Here is an 18,244-nt window from a genome sequence, read left to right as displayed (position 1 = left end):
GGCGCTCAAATCTCGACCTTCTGCAACTGCACCTGCGGGGCATACCGCAGCAGCGGCTCAATGCTCTGCAGCTTGTATTCCTTCTCGTAGCAGATGCGCACGATACCGGTGTTGATGAGGACCTTGAAGCAATGGATGCAGGGCGTGTGCGTTATGTACACCGAAGCGTCGCGGATCGCCGCGCCGTTCTTGGCCGCCTGAGCGATCGCGTTGATCTCGGCGTGGATGGTGCGAAAGCAGTTCTCCTCGACTTCGCCCGTCGGGGTCTGCGACCGGTAGACCAGACAGCCCACCTCGGTGCAGTGCGGCAACCCGGCCGGGGCCCCGTTGTACCCCGTGGCCAGGATGTTCTTGTCGCGCACGATGACCGCGCCGACGCGCGCCCGCAGGCAGGTCGACCGCTCCGCCACCTGCCGGGTGATGGTCATGAAATACTGATCCCAGGTTGGCCGCTCGGTCATAGCGGAATCCCCCGCCCCCGGGCCGCCACCCGGAACGGCACCAGCAATCCCCCGCGCGGCCGCGGCGCCCGATCCATGTGCCACGCCACGGGGATGCGCTCCCCTTCGAACTGCTGCGCCGGTTCGGCGACGGCTATCGGCTCGGCCATGAACGTCGCTACGAACACACCCACGGTGAGCCACGCCGCCACCTGGCGGCGCCAGTCGAGCGGCGTCCACGCGTCGCGAGTCGGCGGATGATCGAAGCCGATGATCAGCAGCAGCACCACCCATACGAACCACCCCTGCCAGCCCATGAACCCGAGCGCGGCGATCACCCCGACGAAGACGCGCGAAACCAGCCGATGCCAGCGGCCGAACATCGCGTAGGCAACGTGGCCGCCGTCGAGTTGACCGACGGGGAGCAGATTCATGAAGGTCACGAACAGGCCGAACCACCCGGCAAGAGCGATCGGGTGCAGCACAATAGTCGCCGTGTCGGGCGTCGTCCCCAGGGCAAGCCAGGTCAGGCCCTGAAAGAGCAGCGAATCGCCAAGCAGCAACCCGCCGTCATCGAGGCCGAGCGGGCGCACCTCGGACAAGCGCAACCCCACCAGCACGGCGGGAATCGCGACGATCATCCCGGCCCAGGGCCCCGCGGCGCCGACATCGAACAGGGCCCGGCGGTTTGGCGGCGGGGCCTGCATGCGGATGAAGGCGCCGAACGTACCAATGAGGATCGGCGGCGCCGGGATGAAATACGGTAGCGAGGCGCGCACCCCGTGGATCTTCGACAGGCCGTAATGGCCGAGTTCGTGAATCGCCAGGATCGATAACAGGGTGAGGGCGAACGGCAGCCCGGCGACGATCTGCGCCGGATCCTCGAGCGGGTCGGCACCGGTCTGGAAGGCGCCGGCGAGCGAGGTGGTGAGAAGCGTGAGCAGAAACAACACCACATTGACCGCGGGCCCGCGCGTCGCCGGCCGCCGCGATGCTACGTGCGGTCCGAACGAGCCCCGCTCGGGCGGCGGATAGATGCGGAACGGAGGCTCCGTGCTGACGGGATTCATTCGTTACCCGGCTCCCAGGCCACGGTAACGGGAGTCCCCGCCGCCGCAGCGAAATAGTCCGCCGCGTTGCCGTCGCGCACCGCGATCTCGAGCGTACCCCAACTGCCGACGATCGCGAGCGGAGTCGCACCGGGTACCGCGGCATAGGCGGCAACCGGTCCGGCCACCAGCGTCTGACAAATCGTAACCGAAAGGGTTCCGCCACGGAAGCGCGCGAGCAGCCCCGCATCGATGTTGGTGATCAGGTTGCCGAAGCGATCGACGTACAAGACCTCGCCGGCGATCCCGCCGGCAGTTACCGCCGGCTCCGGCAACGACAGCGGCGCCAGCGCGGTCAGCGGCGGCCCGCAAGCCTCCGGGGGCGTGCCGAAGGCGAGGTGCGCGGCTACCGGGGCGAAGATGTCGCGGCCGTGAAAAGTTCGAGATACCGGCGCACGGAAGTAGCGAGGGTTTTCCAGAGCGCGGACCTCGCGCACCCCCAGGACGGCCGCCGCCGGCGCCAAGAGGCCGTTGTCCGGCCCGACGAGGTAACCGGTGTCGCACACCGCCAGCACCGGCCGGCGCGCCGACCCGACCCCGGGGTCAACCACGGCCAGGTGCACGGTGCCGGCGGGAAAATGGGTTACGGCCTGGCGTAACAGGAGCGCCCCGACCCGCACCGCCTGGGGCGGGACCGCGTGCGTCAGATCGACGATCCGCAGGCCCCGGTCGATCCCGAGCATGACGCCTTTCATGACGCCGACGTACGCGTCGGCGGTACCGAAGTCGGTCAGTAGGGTAACGATGCCCGAGGGCCGCATGGGGCACGCCGGCTCGCGTGCCTCACGCCGCGATGCGGTAGGTCGTACCGGCCACCAGGCGCGTGGCGTCACGGTCCCAGACCCCCGTCCACTTCTCGACGAGCGAATCGGCGGGGCAGCGGCCGCGGCGAACCAGATCGCGCAGGCGTTCGAGGTAGACCGCTTCGCTTTCCGCCGCACCGCCGGCGGGACGCTGCCGATCCAGACCGGCTTCGGCGATTCGCAGCAGCTCCCACGCGTACTCGCGCACCTCGATGCCGCGCACGCGACCGCGCAGGGCAGACCGTGGGGCCGCCGCGTACAGCTCGAGCCGCTCCTCCCAGGTCCAGCCCTTGACGAGGTCCCAGGCCGCATCGAGGCAATCCGCATCGTAGAAGATGCCCTTGACCATCGCCGGGGCGGCGAGCATCAGCTCCGGAGGTTGGCTGTCGACCGACCGGATCTCGATGTAGCGCTTGATGCGCGCCTCGGGAAACAACGTGGTGAGGTGTACGTTCCAGTCGTCGAGAGTGGCACGTTCCCCGCCGCAGCCTTCCTGCCAGAAGCGCCGGAACGTATACGCCGTCATGTCGATCCAGCGGTCGCCGCGCACGACGAAATACATCGGCACGTCGAGGGCGTAGTCGACGTAGTCGGCGAAGCTCGCCGTAGAACGGAAGACGAACGGCAGCAAACCGCAACGTGCCGGGTCGGTGTCGGTCCAGATGTGGGCGCGATAGCTGAGGAAGCCATTGAGGGCGCCGTCGCTGATCGGCGAGTTGGCGAACATCGCCGTCAGCAGCGCTCCGATGCCCATGCCCGTGCGCAACTTCGCCATTGCGTCGCGCTCGCTGGCGTAGTCGATGTTCATCTGCACGGTGGCCGTCTGCTTCATCATGCGCTGGCCGAGCGTACCGACCCGCAACATGTGCGGGCCCATGATGGCGTAGCGGCGCTTCGGCACCCACTCGATCGCTTCGAGGGGGCTGAACGGCTGCATGCCGAGACCGAGGAACGCAATGCCGAGTTCGGCACCAACCGTCACCACCTCGGCGACATGCTCGGCGAACTCCGCACGGGTGCAATGCAGGCTGTCGCACACCCGGCCGCTGAGCTCGAGCTGACCGCCCGGTTCCAGCGTTATGGCGGCATCGGCCCCGCTGAGCGCGATGATGCGCCCGTCCTCGAAAATCGGCTCCCACGCATAGCGGTCGGCGAGCCGGCGCAGCACCTCCTCGATGCCGCCGGTAAACGGCACCGCCTCGCCCGTCTCGGCCCGGACGGCCACCTTTTCGTACTCGGTGCCGATCCCCCACTGCGCGCGCGGTTTGCACGCCTGCTCGAAGTATTCGACCAGTTGGTCGTACCGCTCCAGCGGCTTGGGGGCACCGCTCTCGGCGATGTACTGCGACATGGCGTCACCGGGGCTGAAGTACGGCGAAACCATACCCCCATGGCGCGACCTGTCGCAAGGCGGGTGGCGGTCGGCGCGCGCCGTGTCGGTTGAGGAGGTGCGATGCGTCGACTATACCAAGGGCCGACCTGCCGCAGGTGGGTTTGTGCAGACGCGGACGGCCGAAGCCGCCGGCGGGCGCCGTGGCGTCATCATTACGAGGGTAAGGAGGAGGCGAATCATGCAGACGAGGTGGATCGCAATCGGGTTTGCTGCCCTGGCGGGCTGGCTGGTGCCGGCGCTCGGTCTGGCGGCGGCCACCGATCAGGTGGAGGTCAAGGCCGCGGACGGGCGCGTCTTCGGTACGATCGTCTTCTGTAACGACTGCGCACGGCCGACCGATAAGGGCCCGTGCGACCAGGGCGCCGAGAACGGCTGGTTGCAGGGCAAACCGTGCGGGCAATGCTTCGTCAAGGCCAACCCGAACGTGCTGATTCGCTACCCGTTCGATATCCACGTCACCGGCAAACTCCAGGACGCCAAGGGGCAGCCGGTCAAGGAGCGCTTCGTGAAGCTGTTCCTGCCGAACGGCTGGGGCGTGCGCACTCGCACCCTGGACGACGGCACGTTCCGAATGATGCTGGGAGCAACGGCCGAACGGGAGGGCAAGACGCCGCTGACGGTGGACATCGGGGCGCACACCGACTCGAAACGGGGCGAGGATCCGTACTTCGCCATGTTCATGCTACCGCAGTCGTACAATCCCTGCTCGCCTGAAGACGCCCCCACCGGCAAGAAGCCGGCCGCGGCCAAGCCCAAGGCGCAGAAGTTGTAGCCGTCGCACCCGGACCGCCCCGGGGCCACGGCAAAGTCGCTGACGGAGCCTCGATACGCCGCCAGAAGAAGGCGGCTACTCGGCCCGAACGGATTCCAGGTTCCGTAAGGCCTGAAAACCGTTCGCCCCTCGACGAACGACTTTGCCGTGCCCTGCGGACCGCCCGGTCGCCGCTTGCGGCGTGACCGGCGGTCCGGGTACGATGGCGGCGTGCCACGGTCGCACACCCGGCGGTACGCGTTGCGGGACAATCTCAATCGCGAGTTGATCCGGCAGACGGCGTACTTCGTACTGGTGTCGCGAGTCGTCATCGGACTCGCGACGTGGATTCTTTTCAACGAGGTGTTCCTGCCGACGGCGCCGGAGGCGTGGCCGGTGCACGTGGTCTTCGTTGCGTACTTCGTCGCCAACTCGATCTTCTGCCTGGAATACCGCGCCGGACGGATCGACGTTCGGCTGGTCGGAGCCGACGTCCTTGTCAACCTCGCCACCGTCGCCACCGCCGTCGGCTGCACCGGCGGCCTCGACAGCCCGGTGGTCCTGGTGGTTCTCTTCAAGGTCGCCGGTTACGCGTTCATCTACGGACCGGCAACCGGCATTGCCTCGACCGTGTTCACGGTGGTCAGCTTTGCCGGTCTGGGAGTCGGGCAACTGCTGGGGTTGTGGAGCGTACTGCCGATCGACGCCGTCACGCCCGAGCTGAAGGGACCGATCGAGTTCGGCTTCCGGGTAACGGTTCTGGGCATGATCCTTGTCGGGGCGATGTGGTTCTTTAACCAGGTCGTCGTCAAGGAACGCGAGGTCGGTACGCAGGAACGACGCGCTCAGGACGCTCTCGCGCAGGCCCGCGCCGCCGCCACGGTAACCAGCGCCCTGCTCGCCGTCAGCGAAGCGGTGAGCCGCCTCACCCGGCTCGACGAGATCCTGATCAAGGTCGTCGATGTCGCGCCGCGCGTTCTCGGCGTCGATTACTGCGGCGTTTTCCTGTGGAACGAAGAGAACGGCACCTACCGCGGCGCGGCGGTCTCGGGGGTCGACGGCGCGACCACGCGCAATCTGCTGGCGATGCGGTTGACGCCGGCCGAGGTGCCCGATCTCGAGTGGGTGCGCCGCCTCGGCCACTGCGCGGTGATTGCTCCGCGCGGCATGGAACGGCTCGGCGGCCCGTCCGCCGCCATGTTACTGACCGCGCCGCTGCTGAGCGGCGGCCGCTTCTTCGGCGTCCTTCAGTTCGCGCGCCGGAGCGGCGACCAGGGATTCACGCAGCGCGACCTGACCATTGCGGACGGCATCGCCGGGCAAACCGCCGTCGCCCTCGAGCGCAGCCGGCTCACCGACGAGAGCCGGCGGCTGGTCCGTGCCGTCGACAGCACCAGCGAAGCCGTCCTGATTGCGGACGGGGATCGACGCATTGTCTTCGCCAACCCGGCGTTCCTGCGGATGTTCGGTTACACATGGGAAGAGATCCAGGGGCGCGACGGCCTGTCGCTTAACGCGGTGGTGTCGGCGGAACAGGTCGATGCGATACAGGCGGCTCTGCAACACGGCGACTGGCGCGGCGAAATCGTCGCCCGGCGCAAGGACGGCGCGACCTTCCAGGCGTCGCTCCACGTCAACCTGATCCGCGCCGGCGACGACGGCCGGATCGAGGGCTCCGTGGCGATCATCGAGGACGTCTCGGAACAAAAGCGCCTCCAGGAGCAACTGGCCCGCACGGATCGACTCGCTACCGCCGGGCAGTTCGCCGCCGGCGTGGCGCACGAGGTCAATAACGCGCTGGTCGGAATTCTCGGCCAGACCGACCTCGCGCGCGATGCCGACGACGTCGCCACCCTGCAAGACGCCCTCGGGCGCGTCGAGACTCAGGGCCGGCGCATCGCCGAGATCGTCCAGCAACTGGTCGGTTTCGCGCGGCCTCGGCCGCCGGAACGCGGTCCGGTCGATCTGCGCGCCCTGGTTCGGAGCACGCTGGATCTGATGGCCCACGACCTCGGCCGCAACCGCATCCAGAGCGAGACCCGATTTCCGGCCGACCTCGCTGCGGTGGAGGTCGATGCCCAGCAGATCCAGCAGGTGCTGGTGAACCTGTTCACCAACGCCATGCAAGCGATGCAACCCGAAGGCGGCACGCTGACCGTGAGCATCTACCCGGTGGGCGGGGCCATAGCGCTCGATGTGCGCGACACCGGTCCCGGCATCCCGTCCGACACTCTGTCGCGGGTCTTCGATCCTTTCTTTTCCACCAAGACGGAAGGGACGGGCCTGGGCCTGAGCGTGAGCTACGCGATCGTCAACGCGCACGGCGGGTCGCTAACGGCAAAGAGTGCGCCCGAAGTACCCACCACCTTCACCCTCACCCTGCCCACCGGGAAAGACGAGTCCGGGTTCGTGCAGCGCACGGCGTTGCTGGTCGACGACGATCCCGAGGTTGCCGACACACTTACCGACATGCTCCGCAAGGAGGGGCTTACGGTGCGGCGGGCAGCAACCGGCAACGACGCGCTGGAGATCCTGGCGGAGGAGGAGTTCGACGCCATCTTCCTCGACCTGCGGCTGCCGGACATCTCGGGGCAGGACGTCTTCCAGCGTCTGGTAACGACGCGGCCCGAGCAGGCTCGCCGTGTGGCCTTCGTCACCGGCGGTCTGTGGCGTCTCGACAATCGCGACCTCCAGCGCAAGCTCCCGCCGCAGCCGACACTCAGCAAGCCCTGCACGTCGGCGCAGATCCGCGAGGTGCTCCGCGCCCTGCGCCAGCAGGAACGGGCGGCCGCGTAGGGAACCGACGCACTGCCTCGCCCCAGGGGTTGCCGAGCGGTCAGCGCGCCGGCGACACACGCCGCGGGTGGCCACATTGCCGACCGTAACGTGATAGATGGCGCGCCATGACCGGACTCGGGAGTGCAGGTCGCCCTTAACCTCAATGCCGCTCAGCTAAACGGTTCGTGCCCGGCGGGCGGCCTTCGCTACGGCGCCTCAGTGAGCGTAGCGGATTTGCACGAACAGCTCGTCGTTGGCCTTGTACTGCCCGACGAGGGTGTTCTGCGAGCCCCCGATGGCGAGGTAGCCGAAACGGAGGCGCAGTGCGTCGGTGAGCGAGTAGGTTGCACGGGCGACGGCCACCGTCGAGCTGCGTTCGAAGCTCTGGATGGCAATGACCTCCGTAGCGAGCCGGTCCGTGAACCAGCTCTTCCGTAACGCGCCGAGCAAACGCGTGTCGACGTCCGGCAACAGCAGCGCCCGGTCGTTGTCGAGCACGACCGTCTGATTCACTTGCAACACCGGCACCCAGCCGCGCCACGGGTAATCCGCCCCCAGCCCCCACTCGACGACGTCGCGGCGCAGGAAGAGTTCGCCCAGATCGATCGGCACCGTCTCGCCGGCGATCAGTTGCGCCAGGATCTCCGCGGCGTCCGGCCCGATGGCTCGGCGCATGTTCGACAGGCTGAGCAGATCCGCGGTGGAGCGCGGCACAAACCGGTTCGAGCCGTACACGGCCTCGGCGCGCGCGGTGACGCCGAGGAGTTCGAAGGCCGCATCGGCGCCGGTGAGCCAGATGCCGCCGTAACGAGGCCGGACGACGGCGTCACCGTCGAGCGCGATCGTCGCGCCGGGCCGATCGGCGGCCAGGCGGATGGTCGTCGAGAGATCGAGCGCCGGCGCGGTTTCGCGGCCGTTGTAGAAGTACAGCGACCAGTCGACCCCGGCGGTTAGAGCCGTCCAGCGTAACCCCACTGCCCCGGCCGAAAGGCGCTGGCCGGCCGGGGCGTTTTGCGCGGAGAAGTCGGCGGTGATGTCGGCGCCGGGCAGGCCCCGGCCGAGATATCCCGGCGGGATCGACACGGTGGCGGGAACACTGGCGGCGGGCGGGAACCAGCGCTCCCCGGGCAGTGGAAAGCGGAACGGGATGGGGATCGGCGCCCAGATTGCCGTCAGATACCCGTCGGTAAACAGCGGATCGATTGCCGGGACCGGCGCCGTGATGCTCGCCGCCGGGATGCCGATCTTGGCGTCGGTTTCGTCGGTGATGAACGGATCGCTGAACTGGCGCGGATTGACGATATCGGCGGGGTGGACGGTGTCGAGGCGGCCCCAGGCGAACTTCTGCACTCCGAGGCGAATGTCTGCCCAGCGCAAGGCCACGTCGACGTAGCCCTCCTCGAAGTCGATGCTCGGGGAGATGTTCTGAAAGGCGTCGTGGAAGTTGAAGACGCCGAACCCGGTGGCGTTCTCGGGCGGTCCGCCGGCGAGGAATTGCACGTCCAGCACCGGCCGCACCGTGCGCCAGAGATCGCCGGCGACGGTGAGGTCGAGGATGCCTTCCGGGCGCTGCCGCTGCGAGTCGGCGTCGGTAGGCACGACGAAGTACCCTTCGGCGTAGCCGTTGAGCTTCCAGCGCCCGGCACCCGTGTCCACCGCGAAGGCAATGGCGCACGCCGGGGCAAGCAGCAACGCGACGACGGCCACCGCCCGCCAGCCCCGCGCCGGGCGCGGTCGTCGTCCCCGGATGTCCATGGCCCTGAGGTCGGGTTCTACAAGATCGGCCGGCGGTATTACCCGCGAGAATGACTTTCCGCAGGCACGTTGTTCAGGGACGAATACATACGAGGTCAGTACGCGGAACCCGGTGCGGCATCGGCACCCCGTGAAGCGGCGAGCATGCGAGTGCGTCCTCCGGGTACGCCGGGCAACGGATCGATGCCGATGCCGATACCGATTCCGACCCCGAGGGGAACTGACGGCCGGGACCATGCCCAACAATATGCTCCACCGGTCCGGCACCACGGGGTCGATCGCGCAGGCGGGCAGCGTCGCGTTTCCGCGCCGGCTGGTGAGCTTCGGCGTTGGGTTGCCAACGTCGACATGCTTCCCCACCAGCGACGGCGTGCCGCGGCCCTCACTTGCGCAGCGGCAGGACCCGCGCCGAGGGTTCGGGCGGCGCGCTGATGTCGCGCACGATGCGGCCGTCTTCGATCTCGATGGTGCGCTGCCCGTAAGTAGCGGCGTAGGTACTGTGGGTCACCAGCACGATGGTGAGTCGATCTTCCCGGTTCAGTCCGCGCAGCAGGTCGAGGATGGCGCGGCCGTTGCGCGAGTCCAGGTTACCGGTCGGCTCGTCGGCGAGGAGCAGGGCCGGCTCGGTTACCATGGCCCGCGCCACCGCCACTCGCTGCTGCTCGCCGCCGGAGAGCGCTACCGGCAGCCGGCCCCAGGACGAATCGTGGACCCCGACCCGCTCGAGCGCATCGTGTGCGCGGCCGCGTGCCACGCGCCCCCGCACACCGCGGAACTCGAGCGGCCAGGCGACGTTCTCCTCGACGGTGAAGCTGGGGAACAGGTTGAAGTTCTGAAACACGATGCCGATGCGCTCCAGGCGCAGGTCGCTGCGCGCATCGTCGGACAACCCGGCAAGGTCGCGCCCATCGACGAACACCCGCCCGGTGGTGGGCACCTCCAGCCCGGAAATGATGTGCAGCAGCGTGCTCTTGCCCGAGCCGCTCGGACCCATGACCGAGACGAACTCGCCCTGCGGCACCCGAGCCGTTACGTCGTCGAGCGCCGCGCTTGCCTCGCTGCCGTACCGCTTCGTTACTCCCTCCAGTACAATGGCCGGCGTGTCATGTGTCGACATGCGTGAATCACCGTGTCCCCTCGAATGGAGCGCTTTCCATCACCGATTCCTTCCCTCCGCCGCGCTCGATTTCACAACCCTCCCTGCCAGCGGAGCAACATCAGGTCACAGGTCATTCCCGGACCGAGCACTACCACCAGTCCCAGACTGCCGTCCGCCGGCCGTGCCAACCGCCGCAATGCATCCATGACGTACAACGGTCCGGCCGAGAGCGTGTTGCCGAAATCCTCCCACGCTGCCCACGCCGGACGCATCGCCTCAGCCGAGATGCCGAGAAGGGAACCGATCAGCTCCAACATGCGGTGGTCGATCGGGTTCAGCACGTAGAACTGCAGCTCGCGAGGCGATGCCCGGTGCCGCGTCAAGAACCTCTCGACCGTGTTCCGCAGCCGCGCGCGCAGCGTACGAACCAACGCCGGCGACGCGAAGTGCCGTAACCCTGACTGCGTCAACATCGCCCCGCGAGCGCCAAGCGTATTTGGCCACAGTTCGGTTTCATGGGCGACCACTTCCAGCCCCGCGCGCGGCGCCCTGCGTCCGACCGCCACCGCTCCGCCTCCGTCACCGAGCACGATGTTGCTGAGGATATCCTGGGGCGACGGCTCGGCCACTTGCAACCATGGCGACGCCAGCTCGACGCTGACCACGAGCGCGTTGTCGGCCGAAGCGCGGGCGCGCAACAAGTCGCCGGCCAGCGCCACGCCGCGCACCGCCCCGGCGCAGCCCAGACCGTGAAGGAACAGGCTCCGTACGTCGGGCCGCAGGCCCAGTCGGGGACCGAGGTGCCGGTCCAGCGTAGGCACGCTGTGGCCGGTCGACGTCGTCACGACGAAGACGTCGACGTCACCCGGAGCAATCCCTGCCTGGCGAAGCGCCTGGCGCGCCGTTCGCTCAGCAATCGGCAGCGCCTGCCGAACGTATTCCGCATTGCGCGCCTCGATTGTGTCGAGTCGCCGCAAGTCGTCGTATGACGCCAGGGCCTGACGCTGCCGTATGCGCGATTCGTCGACCAACCGACTGAACCGCGCGGCCCGCTCCGGTGGCAACATGGAGGCAAGAAACTCCCTGGTGTCCGCGGCCGACACCGTGGTCTCGATCTCCGCGGTGGCCAAACTGCACACAGTTGTCATCGTTCTACTCCCATCTCAGGGCGGCCGCCGGTTCGATGGCTGCCGCCCGGCGGGCCGGAATGACGGCCGCCAGAATCGCACTCATGACTGTCACGACGGCGATCGCCGCGAGCGGCACGGCCGGTACGCTCAGCTCGACGACCCACCCGAGCAGGAACGGAATCGTCCCCTTCACCCACAATACGGCCAGCCCGAATCCCTGCACGAACGCCAGCGCCAACCCCATGCCGGTCATCGCCAGCGCCTCGCCGACGACCATCGCCGCGACCCGGCGGCGGCGTACGCCGAGGGCCCGGACCGTGCCGAGCTCCCGCGTCCGGTCGACGACGCTGGCAGTGAGGTTGTCGGCCATGCCGAACAGAATCACCGCGAAGATCACCGCCGCCAGCACGTACACCGAAGCGAAGGCGAGCCGAATCTGGCCGCGCCAGTACTCGACCAGCTCGCCCGACGACACCACCCGCCACGCGCCGCCGGCTGCCGCCATCGCCCGCGCGATGCGCTCGCGCACCGCCTCTGTAGCGTGCCCCGGCGCGACCTGAACGAAAAACCGCGTCACCCGCGGATCGTTCCAACGCCGGGCGTACACCGCGCGGCTGATTTCCACCGTGCCGCGCGGCGAGGCGAAGTCGGTGGTGATCCCGCCCACCGCCAGGCGCAAGGGCCCGGTCGGCGTGTCCAGCACCAGCGTGTCGCCGACGCTCACGTCCAGGTTCTGCGCGAAATTGCTCGATACGATTACCGAATCGCCCGCCGCCACAGCCTCCCACACGCCGGGTTGGTGGGCCCCGAGCAACGGCCACTGCCCGAACTCCGGGTCGCGGAAATAGGCCGGATCGAAGGCGTCAAGAACGATCGGTCCGCCGCGGTACTCCCAGTTGGCGAGACGGATGCCAACCACCGACTCGATACCCTCGACCGCGCGCAGCGTGTCGCCGAAGCGGTCGTCGATCGGCGTCTCCAGCGCCCCCGACCCGAAGTGCGCCGAGCTGACGACGAGGTCGGCGCGCCAGGCCTCGTCGAGGACACGCACGACCGAAGTCTCGAACGAGTAGCCGACGATACCGAGCCAGAACACCGCCCCGAGGCCAATGGCGATCGTCGCGATACCCAGCGCGTTCCGGCGCGGGTTCACGTCCATACTGGCGGCCACGAAATGCCCGAGGCCACCGGCACGGTGCGCGACCTGCCACATCACCGGGCTGCCGGCGAAGCGCAAGAACGGCCCGGAAAGAACCTTGATGGCAACGACGGCAAGGACCGTGGCGGCGATCCCCCACAGCGCGTCGCGGGTTGTTGCCTGCAAGACGACGGCGGCCGTCAGGGCGGCAGCGGTCAGTACCGCCGCAAGCCACGGCCACCGGCGGCGCGACGCCGGCATTTCCGTCCCGCGCCCGCGGATGGTCTCGATGATACTCACGCCCGAAGCGCGCCAGGCGGGCAGCAGCGCCGCCAGTACGGAGGCACTCAGGCCCACCGCCATCGCGAGCGCCAGCGACGCGGGGCGTACCGACAGCTCGGCGGCCGGCGCGACGAGGCGGGCGTTGAGCGCCGTGGTCGCCGCCACCACCGGCAGGATGAGCCGGCCGAGTCCGATCCCGAGCCCGATGCCGAGCCCGGTGCCGGCCAGACCGAGCAGGACCCCGTCCTTGACGAGCATCCACCACACGGCGCGCCGGCGCGCACCGATGGCCCGCAGCACCCCGCACATCCACAGGCGTTGCTCGAAGACGGCGTTCAGCCGGTTGAAAGCGATCATGAAAGCGGCCGCAAGGGCGATCAGACCGAGCGCCTGCAAGAGTGTCTGCAGGGACCGCATGACGGCGTGCAGGTCGGCCTTGCGCTGCGCCGGCGTCTCGACGCGCAGGCCGGCGGGAAGCGCGGCCTCGATGGCGCGGGCAACGGTGCCGACGTCGGCGTCGCGGGCGACGACGACGTCGACGCGGTTCACCAACTCGGGCCGGGTGAACGCGGCCTCGGCGGCGAACAGGTCCATGAGCACCAGGTTGCCGCCGTAGGCGCGGCCGATGCCGCGCGGCTCGAGCCGGCCGCGCACGGTGAACCAGCGCCGCCCGGTGGGGGTATCGAGTTGCAGGCGGCTTCCCTCGCCCAGGCCGCGGCGAGCGGCAAAGTCGCGGGTAACGATAATCGAGTCGGGCTGATTGAGGAAGACGATGGGATCGTCGATGCCGGCGACATGGCCGTCGGCGGGCTCGTAGACGCGGGCGTTGTCGTCGTCGGTGAGATCGAAGCCGTGAATGGTGAGCGAGACGGGCGGGTCCTCGACGGTAAACGCGGTTGCGGCAACGACCGGAAGGGCGCGTTCGACACCGGGGACGGCGGCGACGGTGGCAGCGACGTTCTCGGCGAACAGGCCGCCGTCGGGAACGGTGACCTGCAAGGCGGCGCGGCCGGCCATCGTATCGACGATTTCCACGAAGGCACGCAGGACGGCGCGGTTGACGAGGTCGAAGGCGCAGACGAGGGCAACGCCGAGGGCGAGGGCAACGACGGTGAGCACCATGCGTCCGGCACTGCCGCGCAGAAAGCGGCGCGACATGCGCAGATCGAGCCGGGTGCGGTACATGCGCCGGGTCATCCCCGAAAACCCCCGGTCAGCGGCGGCGGCCGCTCCGCTTCGCCGCCACTGCCGGCGCTACGGCGGAAGCCGGCGGCCCCGCGGCGGCGGGCTCCGTTCCGGACAGCCGTGGGCCCAGCGCGGTCTGCAACTCCTCGAGGAAGTCGAGGTCGGCGACGACATGCCTCAGCCGGCGGGCGATGACGCTGCGCCGCAGCGCGAAGCCGTTGTCTTCGCCGGCCTCGGCGGCAGCGTCACGGGCGCGTTCGAGCACCTTGCTTTGCAGCCAGAGGCCGTCGCGCCAGCGTGCGAGGAGCCGCCGTGCCATAGCCGGTTCGATGCTGGCGATGAACATGGTGCGCAGCGTGAGGTCGTCCTGGCCGTCCGGCGCCGGCGGATCGCTCAGGCCGGCGAACCACGCATCTAACTCGCGGCGGCCGGCGGGGGTGATCTCGACCTGCCGGCGGCGCGGATCGGGCTGCGAGTCGGTGTTGAGCAGCCGCACGCTTCCATCGGCAACCAGGCGCCGCAGCTCGCGATAGAAGTTGCCGCTGTTGATCTGCGAGCCGGAACGTTCCCGATACGCCTTGACCAGCGCATACCCGTGGGTGGGAGCGCCATCGCGCAACAGACCCAGCACCATGTAACGAACGACCATGGGAACCCCCTCACGACCGGTGCACCCTCTTACTAGGCCGCGCTTGCACCCGTCAACCAGATTCTGGGTAGCTGCGGCGCATAGCTTCACGACAGCTATTCGCCACAGCCATTCCCGACTGCCTGCCGGGAATAGCTTCGAAGCGAACTGTTATGAATATATGCGCGGCATAGCTTTGTGGATAGCTGTAATGAAGATATTGACAGCCCCCGCCGATCCGTGAGCAAGGGTGCCGCACAGAGGAGGGGACGCGATGTCACAACACGTACGGCAGAGGAATCGCAGCGAGTCGGGTTTCGGCGGCACGAAGCGCCGGCGCCATGAGCCGCCGGGAGGCGCGCGCCGCGCTCCCGCGCCGCCGCGGCGGGCGGGTGGGACCGCCCTGGCGGCCGCGGCGCTGTGCATCGGTCTCGCCGGTGCGGCGGCGGGTACGGAGACGCGCGAGGTGGCACTCGGACGGGTGCTGATCAAGTTCAAGGACTCGTTCACCCAGTGCGCACACTGCCTGCTTGAACAGGGCCAGCCGTTTGCGCCGGCGATGATCGGGGCACCGACGCGGGTCGACCGGTTGAATGCGGAGTTTGGGGTGACCGGAGCAACGGCGCTGTTTGCCGATCGGCACGACCTTGCGGGCGATGCGGCGCGGGCGATGGCGGAAGATCGGCTGGCGGCGGTGCGGGCACGGTTCCCCGGGCGCACGGCACGCATCCCGGAGGGGAGCCCGCCCCCGCCGGACATGACGAGCTGGTACAGGTTCGAGCTGGCCGCGGACCGCGACCCGTTCGCGGTGTGTACGGAGTACCTGAAGGACCCGCACGTGGCGGCGTGCCAGCCGGACTTCGTCGCCGTCGGCGACAGCACCGCACCGAACGATCCGTACTACAGTTCGCGCGGGTCGTTCGGTCAGCCTTACGACGATCTCTGGGGCCTCAAGAGCATGCGCGCCGAATCGGCGTGGCAATACACCGCCGGACAGGGAATAACGGTGGCGGTAGTCGATTCGGGCGTGGACATGACGCATCCGGACCTGGCGGGACAGTTCTGGCTGAATCCGAACGAATCGATCGGCGGCGGCGACGACGACCTGAACGGCTACGTCGACGACCTCTTCGGGTGGGATTTCGTCGACAACGACAACAACCCCACCGACATCAACGGCCACGGCACCCACGTCGCCGGCATCGTTGCCGCCCAGGGTAACAACGGCATCGGGACCATCGGCGTGGCTCCGGCGGCTCAAATCATGGTGCTGCGCGGTTTGAACAAGAAGATGACGGGGTACGTCTCGCACCTTGCCCAGGCCGTCGTGTATGCGGCGAACATGGGGGCGGACATCATCAACAACTCCTGGGCGTGCAAGGACCCGTGTCTGTACAACCCGGTTGCGGAGGACGCCGTACGGGTGGCCACCACGCTCGGGAGCGTGGTAGTGTTCGCCGCGGGTAACGAAAACCAGGACGTTTACCTGCGCAGTCCGCAACGGATGTCTGACTCGATGTCGAGCCCCGTGGTGGTCGCCGCGACCGATTACAAACGCAGAGCCGCCGACTTCGGCGACGGCCGCGGCACCAACTTCGGCCAGACGGTGGCAATTGCCGCCCCGGGCGGCGGGCGGAAGGGGGATGGCTCGCCATCGTTCACGTTCCCGGTACACAACATCCTGGCGCCGCTGTCGAGCGAACGTGACCCTACGTTCCTGCGCCTGGAAGACGAGCCCCGCCTCATTGTCGGAGGTCAGTACGTCCGCCAGGCGGGTACGTCCATGTCGGCGCCGCACGTTGCCGGCATCGCCGCTTTGCTCGAGGCGTGCAACCCGTCCTTCTCGACGCTGGACGTGCGCTATGCCCTGCAGGCGTCCGGTTACTCGCGGCGATTCACCAGGGAGCAGATCGGCTACGGGCAACTGCGGGCCGATCGGGCACTGCGACACGCGGACCTGCCGCTGCACGTGCTCACCGAGCCGGAACCGGATCGGATTTTCAAACTCGGCATGCACACGACGGTGCCGATCGAGGGGCAGGTGTTCGGCAGCCCGGCGAAGTGGGAGGTGTTCGCCGGGACCGGGTCGGCGCCGGAGACGCGCGACACGCGGCGGCTTGCGCGCGGAGCGGGAACCGGGATCGGCACGCTGGCCAGCCTGAGCCTCGCCGGCGCCCGCCCGGGCGTGCGCACGCTCATCTTCGAAGGCGTTTATCGCATCCCACAGGTCTCGGGGTCGGCATCGGTGTGCGGGACGGCCCGGCCCATCGGCGGCAGTCTGACGCGGCGGGTGCGCACCGTGCGCTACATCGCGATCCAGCCGCCGCTCGCGGCGCTCACTGCCAACCAGAACGCCAAGTACCTCAACCCGACGATCTCCGGCAGCCGGGTTGCGGCGGAGGAACTTCCGGAGCAGGGCCCCGCCGAGCGTGCCGTCTACACGCACACACTCCAGAGCGTGCAGCCGGACTGGCGCGGCGCGGTCGGGACTGACTCGCCCGCGCTGGACGCCGGCGACGAGCGCCACATGGTCTATCGCGACGCCGGCGGGGGCGTGAACCAGATCCGCTACCACGATTTCGAGACCGGCGCCGATCGCCAGCTCGGCGCTGCGGTCGAAGGAACCCGCTACAACCCGACAATCAGCGGCACCTGGGCGGCCTGGCGCGAGTACGCCGGCAGCAGCCGGCGCATCGTCGCGCACGACCTGACGACCGATACGACGACCACGATACACGAGAGCACGGACCCGCTCGAAGGACCCGTGGTCGATGACGGGCGCGTCGTCTGGCACGTCTGGTCCGGGGCATCGCGGCCGGGTCTGTGGGTACACGATCTTGCCGCCGGGCAGACCCGGGCGATCGAGCCGACGACGCGGGCGGTCTGTGCGGCGATGCGCGGCGACTGGGTGGTGTGGGCGGCGCACGAGAGCTCGCTGCTGGTGGGCGGCGGGCTGCCGTTCTGGGTGCCGATCGGGCACATTTACGCGCACCACCTGGGGTCGGGAACGACGCGGACGCTCACGGATCGGCCGTGGGTGTACGGCTGCCCGGCGATCGACGGGTCGCTGGTGGCGTGGACGGCCTTTCAGGACGGGCCGTGGGTGCTGTTCACGCACGATCTGTCGGCGAACGAGCCGTCGCAGCAACTCACCTTCGGGCAGTCGGCACTGGCGATGACGCATCTGGACGTGTCGGGCACGCGGGTGCTGTTCGTCGACTCGCAGGAGCAGATCGCCGACCAGCTCTTTCTGCTCGATATGAACAGCTTCTGAGACCGCAATGCCACGGCGCGTGGAGGAACCGGTGATGACAGCGACCCGCTCCGGAGAACGTCCTCGGCGGTGGAGGGCACGGTGCGTGGCGGCCGCCGGGAGTGTGTGGCTGAGCGCCGGGGCGATCGCTTTTCCCGCGGCAGGTCGCGGGGAGGAGTGCCTGTACTCCGCGACGCCGTTCTCCGATCTGGTGGCGATCGACACGCGGACCCTGGCGGTCGACGACATCCTGCCCCGGGCAGGAGTCGTCAGGCCGCCGGTGCGGTGCCGCCGTATCGACTGCACATACGAAATCGCGGCCCCGAAGACGTGGATCAGGGGCCTGGTTATCCTCGGAGATCGGGCCTACATGGCCCGCGACGGGCCGGAGCGCGAGTCAGCGGGCACCCTGGAGGTCGGCCCGGGTCCTCCGGGGTCGGACCCGCGGAAGCACTTGAATACACTTGACAGGAGTCGTATTTAGGGTCTTAAATAAGGGT

Annotated in this window: 13 protein-coding genes; 4 read left to right on the top strand and 9 right to left on the bottom strand. The window is 68.5% G+C overall.

Annotated elements, in window-relative coordinates; genetic code table 11:
* Positions 1-5: 5 nt before the first annotated feature.
* From L6Q96_19240 to L6Q96_19225, 4 genes are read right to left on the bottom strand one after another with little or no spacing between them, the layout of a single operon-like run.
* On the bottom strand, positions 6-461 hold the full coding sequence (locus tag L6Q96_19240; protein ID MCK6556688.1) for a cytidine/deoxycytidylate deaminase family protein: 456 nt from the start codon (positions 459-461) through the stop codon (positions 6-8).
* On the bottom strand, positions 458-1,510 hold the full coding sequence (locus L6Q96_19235; GenBank protein MCK6556687.1) for a site-2 protease family protein: 1,053 nt from the start codon (positions 1,508-1,510) through the stop codon (positions 458-460). The genes L6Q96_19240 and L6Q96_19235 overlap by 4 nt, the downstream gene beginning before the upstream one ends.
* Positions 1,507-2,310 (bottom strand): SAM-dependent chlorinase/fluorinase, encoded by an 804-nt coding sequence (locus tag L6Q96_19230; protein MCK6556686.1) that lies wholly within the window; start codon positions 2,308-2,310, stop codon positions 1,507-1,509. The genes L6Q96_19235 and L6Q96_19230 overlap by 4 nt, the downstream gene beginning before the upstream one ends.
* A 22-nt stretch (positions 2,311-2,332) precedes the next feature.
* A complete protein-coding gene (locus L6Q96_19225) occupies positions 2,333-3,703 on the bottom strand; it encodes a glutamate-cysteine ligase family protein (protein ID MCK6556685.1) in 1,371 nt (456 codons plus the stop codon).
* Positions 3,704-3,923: 220 nt separating this feature from the next.
* On the opposite strand from L6Q96_19225, the gene L6Q96_19220 reads away from it, so the two are divergent.
* Entirely contained in the window at positions 3,924-4,517 is a 594-nt protein-coding gene (locus L6Q96_19220) for a hypothetical protein (protein MCK6556684.1), read from the top strand.
* Positions 4,518-4,727: 210 nt separating this feature from the next.
* Positions 4,728-7,292, top strand: a complete 2,565-nt coding sequence (locus L6Q96_19215; GenBank protein MCK6556683.1) for an ATP-binding protein — start codon at positions 4,728-4,730, stop codon at positions 7,290-7,292.
* A gap of 198 nt (positions 7,293-7,490) precedes the next feature.
* Here L6Q96_19215 and L6Q96_19210 read toward each other — a convergent pair whose 3' ends face one another.
* The 5 genes from L6Q96_19210 to L6Q96_19190 all read right to left on the bottom strand — a co-directional run bounded on the left by L6Q96_19210 (position 7,491) and on the right by L6Q96_19190 (position 14,512).
* Entirely contained in the window at positions 7,491-9,029 is a 1,539-nt protein-coding gene (locus L6Q96_19210; GenBank protein ID MCK6556682.1) for a hypothetical protein, read from the bottom strand.
* 382 nt (positions 9,030-9,411) lie between these two features.
* On the bottom strand, positions 9,412-10,146 hold the full coding sequence (locus L6Q96_19205; GenBank protein MCK6556681.1) for an ABC transporter ATP-binding protein: 735 nt from the start codon (positions 10,144-10,146) through the stop codon (positions 9,412-9,414).
* 71 nt (positions 10,147-10,217) lie between these two features.
* A complete protein-coding gene (locus tag L6Q96_19200) occupies positions 10,218-11,276 on the bottom strand; it encodes a hypothetical protein (GenBank protein MCK6556680.1) in 1,059 nt (352 codons plus the stop codon).
* Positions 11,277-11,280: 4 nt separating this feature from the next.
* Positions 11,281-13,863 carry an ABC transporter permease gene (locus L6Q96_19195; protein ID MCK6556679.1) on the bottom strand — a complete coding sequence of 861 codons (2,583 nt, stop codon included), beginning with the start codon at positions 13,861-13,863 and terminating at the stop codon, positions 11,281-11,283.
* Positions 13,864-13,891: 28 nt separating this feature from the next.
* The gene (locus tag L6Q96_19190) at positions 13,892-14,512 is read right to left on the bottom strand and encodes a PadR family transcriptional regulator (protein MCK6556678.1); all 621 of its coding nucleotides are present in this window, start codon (positions 14,510-14,512) and stop codon (positions 13,892-13,894) included.
* Positions 14,513-14,765: 253 nt separating this feature from the next.
* Here L6Q96_19190 and L6Q96_19185 point away from each other — a divergent pair, with 253 nt between their 5' ends.
* Together L6Q96_19185 and L6Q96_19180 are read left to right on the top strand one after the other, a co-directional pair.
* Positions 14,766-17,765 carry a S8 family serine peptidase gene (locus L6Q96_19185; GenBank protein ID MCK6556677.1) on the top strand — a complete coding sequence of 1,000 codons (3,000 nt, stop codon included), beginning with the start codon at positions 14,766-14,768 and terminating at the stop codon, positions 17,763-17,765.
* 34 nt (positions 17,766-17,799) lie between these two features.
* Complete coding sequence (locus L6Q96_19180; protein MCK6556676.1) at positions 17,800-18,228, top strand: hypothetical protein; 429 nt, start codon at positions 17,800-17,802, stop codon at positions 18,226-18,228.
* Positions 18,229-18,244 lie beyond the last annotated feature (16 nt).

The organism is Candidatus Binatia bacterium (assembly GCA_023150935.1).
Taxonomy (GTDB): domain Bacteria; phylum Desulfobacterota; class Binatia; order HRBIN30; family HRBIN30; genus JAKLJW01.
This window is presented reverse-complemented; position numbering and strand designations above follow the sequence as displayed.